The sequence below is a fragment of the Sphingobacterium alimentarium genome (assembly GCF_004342685.1).
GTDB lineage: Bacteria > Bacteroidota > Bacteroidia > Sphingobacteriales > Sphingobacteriaceae > Sphingobacterium > Sphingobacterium alimentarium.
This window is the reverse complement of sequence record NZ_SMBZ01000087.1, coordinates 1-4,089: the sequence shown is the minus strand read 5'-3', so window position 1 is coordinate 4,089 and position 4,089 is coordinate 1. Positions and strand designations below refer to the sequence as shown.

Genomic DNA, 4,089 nt, shown 5'->3' with positions numbered 1-4,089 from the left:
CAAATTCAGGAAATACTCAGGAAAGAAGCTGACGATTAAAAAATAAAAAGCCGTATCTAACTTTTGATGTTTTGATACGGCCCCTTTTTGTTTTAATTTAGATTTATAAACGCAAATTATGATTGCTCATATCTTATCCGCTGAATCTCATCCCTTTGAATGGGTAGACATCACGAATCCGACATTAGAGGATTTTAAAGAATTAAAGGAAAAATTTAATCTTCGCGAAGCTTCTATTCGGGATTGTCTGGAGGTAGGTCATCTGCCGAAAATTGAGGAATTCGAAAATTATCATTTTCTAATAATTCGGTCTACGCCACAAAAGCTGGATGAAGAATCCCAGACACTGCAAGAGATTACCAATAGGATTTCGATTTTCTATGGCCCAGATTTTGTGATTACCACCCACCGGAATAGCATTCCATTCTTGGAAAATATTAAACGTGCCGACCCCAAAAACAAACCGCTGTCTTCCCCCAAATCCTTCGTCAATACTTTGGTATCGGAAGCGCTAAAATCCTTTGAAACATTGGTACTAGGAGAGATAGCGACCAAGCTAGAAGAATATGAAGAGATTGTATTCCTACACCAAAAACGTAAACCTTTCCTCAGGAAGCTGTACTACATTAAGCGGCAGATAGATGTGATTCGGTCTATTCTGGTTCTTTACAAAGATATTGTGGATTATTTTCACCTCCCAGAATACAAAAATACGTATACACAAGACTTGAGGGATTTGTTTTCGCGCACCACCACACTCTATCGCAATACGTCAGAGAATACTGCCCAGTTGCTTTCGATATATTTCAATATTGAATCCAATCATACCAATGAGATTATGCGCATATTGACGATAATTTCAGTGTTTTTTATGCCATTGACATTTATCGTAGGTGTCTATGGTATGAATTTCCACTTTATGCCTGAGTTGCAATGGAAATATGGATACCCCATAGTCATATGCTCCATGCTCGGATTGAGCCTGCTCATCTACTTATGGTTCAAAAGAAAAAAATGGCTTTAATTATTTTGCCTTGGGTGTCGTAGCTATAAATTCTTTCAGATAGAAAGGTTCGAAGTAAATTAAATCTTCAAAATCCTGTTTTTCAAATTTTTCAAAAGCAGATTCTGCAAGATAGCTCGATGAATGCTTATAGCTCGTATCGACCTGCACGGGCGCAGATTGGCTATACAAATCCTTCAACTTGAGTGCGCCGGAGCCGAAAAGAATGATTTTCTGATTTGCAAAAGGCTGAAAAGTGTCGACATCCATGATTACGGCTTCTGTAGGTTGCAAGACTTCGCCGTGATGATTGTATACCATCATATACACTTCCATACGTCTAGCATCCAGCATCGGCACATACAAGCTATTATCAGCAAGACCATACGTAGATGCATAACCTTTGAACATACTCGCTAAGGTATTGACAGCAAGCAGCGGTATATCCAGCGCATAGCAAAGACCTTTGGCCGTAGAAACACCTATACGAAGCCCTGTGTAAGAGCCTGGTCCTTTACTGACTGCTACAGCAGATAAGTCTGCATAAGACAACTTTGCGTTGCGCAATAATTCATCAATGAAGACGGTCAATTTGGACGCATGAAGATTAGGCTCGGTGGCTTCCATTTTGTGGATTACCTGACCATCTAAACTCAAAGAAACAGAACACACTTCTGTCGCTGTATCAATCTGCAAAATATACGTACTCATCTTCAATCAAAATTAAGGAATAGGATCATGTCCATGACCACCCCATGGATTGCATCTCGCAATGCGTTTGATGGTCAGCCATCCTCCTTTGAAAGGTCCATACTTCATTATCGCTTCCTTTCCATACTGCGAACACGTCGGCGTATAGCGACAATTGGCCCCTAACAGCGGAGAAATAAAAAGTTGATATATCTTAATGATAAATAAAAACAGGTGCTTGAGACCCCACAATATCAATTGCCATATTTTAAGAAGAAATTGCATGGGCTAATTGCTTTAACGTTTTATTCATTTTAGTGAATAACAATTCAAAATTCAATTCTTCTTTCCCGACATATTGAATTGCCAAGTCCAAATTTAAGTCATATTTCATGACTTCATCATAAAGCAGCTCATTTTTTTGCAAACGATATACTTCACGCATCAATCGCTTAATACGATTGCGGTCGTGTGCTCGCTTAAATCGACGCTTGGAAACCGATAGAATGGCCTGTACAGGATGTGTGCTACTTGTAACTGGACGTACGAAGTAGACCACCCGAAAAGGGTAAATAATAAAAGAAGAACCACCATGAAAAAGAGAATCAATTTTACTCTTACTACACAGTCGTTCTTCTTTTGTAAATGTTTTTCTCATCGGATGACTAGTTGGCCGGAATATAGCCACAGCAAAAAGTCACCGGCGCTAAAGAAAAGAATTAGCCTTTGTGACGGTATTCGTCAGAAACTGTTAGACGTTTTCTACCTTTTGCTCTACGAGACGCTAATACTCTTCTACCATTAGCTGAACTCATACGCTCTCTAAAACCGTGCTTATTTCTTCTTTTTCTTTGCGAAGGCTGAAATGTTCTTTTCATGACGCTATTTCTTTATTATTTTTTTTCTCTATTAACCAATATTATCCTCTAAGAGGAATGCAAAAGTACTGTATAATTTCAATATATACAAGCACTGCAAGAAAAAAAGTTCACATAAATAATACGTAAACTTCTTTTATATCCTGGTAATAGAAACCTATTTATTCTTTAACAAATCTCTAATTTCAGCAAGCAAAACTTCTTCGTTTGACGGTCCGGCAGGTGCTGCTGGAGCTTCTTCCTCTTTCTTCTTCAAGGAGTTAATTCCTTTAATAACCACGAAGATACAAAATGCAATAATCAAGAATTGGATGACAACATTAATAAAATTACCATAATTTAAGGTAACTGCAGCTGCCAACTCCGAACCATCAGGATTCAAAATAGCATCCTTAATAATGATTTTCTTTTGCGAAAAATCCACCCCTCCGGTGATTACCCCAATGATTGGCATAATTAAATCATCCACTAAAGATGTGACGATTTTTCCAAAAGCGCCACCGATAACCACACCGACTGCTAGGTCAATGACGTTACCGCGCATAGCGAATTCTTTAAACTCTTTAATAAAACCCATAATATTTTTTTCTTTTAAAATAACAAAAATAAATATAAAGTACTAATTTTGGTATAGATTAATATCTAAATTAGTAATTAAAACGATTAATAAGGGTCGGGATTTAATTTAAAGTAATATTTTTCATATATTGACCAATATCTTATACGTATAAGCTTATGAACAACATATTGATAGCTGACGATCATAGTATAGTTCGGTTTGGCACAGCTGTAGCCATTAACGAATCATTCAAAAATACTGAAATAACCCACGCCTCGACGATCAAAGAAGTATATTCACATATTAATTTTAAACGCTTTGATCTTCTTCTGCTGGACATCAATATGCCTGGTGGAAATAATATTAATGTGATTAAAGAGGTATTGACACTACAACCCGATTTGAAAATATTGGTATTCTCATCCTACGACGAGAATATCTATGCATTGCGCTATATCGAAGCAGGAGCTGCGGGCTACCTGAATAAAAACACATCCATGGAGGAGCTTAGCAATGCGATCAACATGATCCAAGAGCGAGGCAAGTATATGTCCCCTGCTGTACGCGATTTGTACATACAGAAGCTAACAAGCACCAAATCAAGCATTGACAAGGTCAATCCATTAAACAAATTATCAAACCGTGAGATGGACGTTGCAAAACACTTGATCGAAGGCCATGGAATACTAGAGGTTTCTAACCTTTTGGATTTGAGCTCATCGACAGTAAGTACTTACAAAAGCCGCATTTTCGAAAAATTAGGTGTTAGTAACATTCCTGATCTTATCGAGTTGTTCAAGCTTCACGCACAAAATACATAGTAGTATTATCGCTATACGAATAAGCTATTTAGATTTACTATAGAATCGAGTAGGAAGATAGGGATTATTTCCCTATCTGTCCTCTCACACCACCCGGCATACGGATCCGTACCAAGGCGGTTTGTTAGAATAACGTCG

General features: G+C 37.7%; 7 protein-coding genes. 2 read left to right on the top strand and 5 right to left on the bottom strand.

Translation table 11 applies throughout. The annotated features are described in order from the left end of the window. Positions 1-118 precede the first annotated feature (118 nt). Positions 119-1,024 carry a magnesium transporter CorA family protein gene (locus EDC17_RS16545; protein WP_132779328.1) on the top strand — a complete coding sequence of 302 codons (906 nt, stop codon included), beginning with the start codon at positions 119-121 and terminating at the stop codon, positions 1,022-1,024. Here EDC17_RS16545 and tsaB read toward each other — a convergent pair whose 3' ends face one another. The 5 genes from tsaB to mscL form a co-directional block, all read right to left on the bottom strand. Further along, the gene (gene tsaB, locus EDC17_RS16540; protein WP_132779327.1) at positions 1,025-1,714 is read right to left on the bottom strand and encodes a tRNA (adenosine(37)-N6)-threonylcarbamoyltransferase complex dimerization subunit type 1 TsaB; all 690 of its coding nucleotides are present in this window, start codon (positions 1,712-1,714) and stop codon (positions 1,025-1,027) included. A gap of 12 nt (positions 1,715-1,726) precedes the next feature. Continuing rightward, positions 1,727-1,978 carry a membrane protein insertion efficiency factor YidD gene (gene yidD, locus EDC17_RS16535; protein WP_132779325.1) on the bottom strand — a complete coding sequence of 84 codons (252 nt, stop codon included), beginning with the start codon at positions 1,976-1,978 and terminating at the stop codon, positions 1,727-1,729. Next, entirely contained in the window at positions 1,962-2,351 is a 390-nt protein-coding gene (gene rnpA / locus EDC17_RS16530) for a ribonuclease P protein component (protein ID WP_132779323.1), read from the bottom strand. Before rnpA ends, yidD begins: the two co-directional genes overlap by 17 nt. A gap of 61 nt (positions 2,352-2,412) precedes the next feature. Beyond that, positions 2,413-2,571 (bottom strand): 50S ribosomal protein L34, encoded by a 159-nt coding sequence (gene rpmH / locus EDC17_RS16525; protein ID WP_075991291.1) that lies wholly within the window; start codon positions 2,569-2,571, stop codon positions 2,413-2,415. Between the two features lie 157 nt (positions 2,572-2,728). Further along, on the bottom strand, positions 2,729-3,148 hold the full coding sequence (gene mscL / locus EDC17_RS16520) for a large-conductance mechanosensitive channel protein MscL (protein WP_132779321.1): 420 nt from the start codon (positions 3,146-3,148) through the stop codon (positions 2,729-2,731). A gap of 158 nt (positions 3,149-3,306) precedes the next feature. Between mscL and EDC17_RS16515 the strand changes: the two genes are divergently transcribed. Further along, positions 3,307-3,951 carry a response regulator transcription factor gene (locus tag EDC17_RS16515; RefSeq protein ID WP_132779319.1) on the top strand — a complete coding sequence of 215 codons (645 nt, stop codon included), beginning with the start codon at positions 3,307-3,309 and terminating at the stop codon, positions 3,949-3,951. Positions 3,952-4,089 lie beyond the last annotated feature (138 nt).

What these genes read in the sequence shown, in the direction of transcription:
- mscL (WP_132779321.1), bottom strand. Translation starts at nt 3,148, where the DNA reads ATGGGTTTTATTAAAGAGTTTAAAGAATTCGCTATGCGCGGTAACGTC.
- tsaB (WP_132779327.1), bottom strand. Translation starts at nt 1,714, where the DNA reads ATGAGTACGTATATTTTGCAGATTGATACAGCGACAGAAGTGTGTTCT.
- rpmH (WP_075991291.1), bottom strand. Translation starts at nt 2,571, where the DNA reads ATGAAAAGAACATTTCAGCCTTCGCAAAGAAAAAGAAGAAATAAGCAC.
- EDC17_RS16545 (WP_132779328.1), top strand. Translation starts at nt 119, where the DNA reads ATGATTGCTCATATCTTATCCGCTGAATCTCATCCCTTTGAATGGGTA.
- rnpA (WP_132779323.1), bottom strand. Translation starts at nt 2,351, where the DNA reads ATGAGAAAAACATTTACAAAAGAAGAACGACTGTGTAGTAAGAGTAAA.
- EDC17_RS16515 (WP_132779319.1), top strand. Translation starts at nt 3,307, where the DNA reads ATGAACAACATATTGATAGCTGACGATCATAGTATAGTTCGGTTTGGC.
- yidD (WP_132779325.1), bottom strand. Translation starts at nt 1,978, where the DNA reads ATGCAATTTCTTCTTAAAATATGGCAATTGATATTGTGGGGTCTCAAG.